The 2,317-nt window shown below is 68.7% G+C and carries 1 protein-coding gene; it reads left to right on the top strand.

Annotated features, from left to right (window positions below; all coding sequences use genetic code 11):
- Positions 1–36: 36 nt before the first annotated feature.
- Positions 37–2,317 (top strand): condensation domain-containing protein (locus AB0B76_RS58850; protein ID WP_360395151.1); only part of this gene is annotated, 2,281 nt, incomplete at its 3' end.

Below are 2,317 nucleotides of genomic sequence, written 5' to 3' on the forward strand. Positions count from 1 at the left end.
GCGGCGTTGGTGCAGCGGGCTGGGTCGGTGTGGAACATGTACGGCCCGACTGAGACGACCGTGTGGTCCGCGGTCGACCAGGTCACGGCCGGCGCCCCGGTCACCCTGGGTTCGCCGATCGCCGGGACGCGCTGGTACGTCCTGGACGCCTCACTGCGTGAGGTTCCGGCGGGTGTGGTCGGTGAGTTGTACATCGGTGGTGCTGGGGTGGCCCGTGGGTATCTGGGTCGTCCTGAGTTGACGGCTGAGCGGTTCGTCGCGGACCGGGACGGCGCACGGCTCTATCGGACCGGGGACCTGGCGCGGTGGCGCTCCGATGGGCGGCCGGAGTTCCTGGGCCGTGCCGATTTCCAGGTGAAGGTGCGTGGGTTCCGGATCGAGCTTGGTGAGGTTGAGGCTGCGATCCGTGATCAGGCGGGTGTGTCGGCGGCCGTGGTGGTGGCTGACGGTTCGCGGCTGGTTGCGTATGTGGTGGGTCAGTGCTCGGTTGACGGGCTGCGGGAGCGGCTGCCGGACTACATGGTGCCCTCCGTCTTTGTGGAGATGACCTCGCTGCCGCTGAACGCGAACGGCAAGGTCGACCGCAGGGCGTTGCCGGCGCCGGACGCGCCCGCGGCGGTGGGGGACTATGTCGCGCCTCGCACGCCCGTGGAGGAGGCGGTTGCTGAAGTCTGGGGCGCGGTGCTCGGGGTTGAGCGCGTCGGATTGTTCGACGACTTCTTCGCGCTCGGTGGGCATTCGCTTCTGGCGACGCGTGTGGTGTCGCGGATTCGAAGCGTGTTCGGCGTCGAGGTACCTGTTGCCGCGCTGTTCGATGCGCCGACCGTTGCTGGGCTGGCGGTTGCCATCGACGCAGCCGGGCCGGGCATCGCTGCGGCGGCGATGGTTCCCGTCCGCCGGGACGAACCCTTGCCACTTTCGTTCGCGCAGCAGCGGCTGTGGTTCCTGGCACAGTTGGATCCCGGGTCGGCGGAGTACAACCTCCCGTCTCGGATTCGGCTCGGAGGAGAAGTCTCCGTCGAGGCATTGGAGGCGGCGCTCACCACGCTCGTCGCACGGCATGAGGTACTGCGGACCCGGCTGGTCGCCAATGCCGATGGGGTACCGCACCAGGTGATCGAGCCCGCGGCGCCGTTCGTGCTGCCGGTCGTGGATCTTTCGGACGCGGACGATCCGGAGGGCGCGACGCGGGCCTGGCTGGCCGCCGACGGTGCGGCGCCGTTCGATCTGAGCGCCGGGCCGCTGTTCCGGGCGACGCTCGTGCGGGTCGGCCCGGACGAGCACGTGTTGGCGCTGGCCATGCACCACGTCGTCGGCGATGCCTGGTCGGCGGGCATCCTGCGGCGGGAGCTTGACGCGCTGTATGCGGGTGTCGAGTTGGCGCCGTTGCCGGTGCAGTACGCGGACTTTGCGGTGTGGCAGCGGCGTTGGCTCACCGGCGAGGTGCTGGACCGGCAGGTCGGGTACTGGCGGGATCGGCTGGATGGTGTGCCGGTGCTGGAGTTGCCGGCGGACCGGCTGCGGCCTCCGCAGCGGTCCAGTGCTGGGGCGGCGCTTCGGTTTGTGATCCCGGCTGACGTGGCTTCGGGTCTGCGTGCGGTGGCCCGTGAGGCTGGGGCATCCATGTTCATGACGGTGTTTGCGGCGTTCAATGTGCTGTTGTCGCGGTACGCCGGTCAGGATGACGTCGTGGTCGGTACGCCGATCGCGAACCGGAACCGTGCGGAGATCGAGGGACTGATCGGGTTCTTCGTGAACACGTTGGTGTTGCGCACGGACTTGTCCGGTGATCCGACGTTCGCGGAGTTGGTGGGCCGGGTGCGGGCTGGGACGCTGGATGCGTACGCGCATCAGGATGTGCCGTTCGAGCACCTGGTGGATGAGCTCGGCGTCGACCGGGATCGCTCCCGGACGCCGTTGTTCCAGGTGTTGTTCAACTACGCCGCCGCTGCTGAGGGTGGCGAGCCCGTGCTGCGCACGGGGTCTGTGCCGATGCCCGTGAAGTTCGACCTGTCTGTTGCGGTGGTTGAGGCGGGTGCTGGGCTGGTCGGTGAGGTGCAGTACAGCACCGTGCTGTTCGATGAGGCCCGGATGGTTCGGCTGATTGGGCACTTCCAGCAGCTCCTGGCCGCCGTTTCGGCCGATACAGGCCGGCGCGTTTCGGACCTGCCGATGTTGACCGCCGCGGAGGTGGCGGACCTGGCACGGTGGAATGACACGGTGACCGTGCTGCCCCGTGGCGAGACTGTGCTGGATCTGATCGCGTCCCAGGATCCGGCGGCGGTGGCGGTCCGTGCTGGTGACACGGCGTTGACCT

It is taken from the genome of Dactylosporangium sp. NPDC049140 (genome assembly GCF_040648435.1).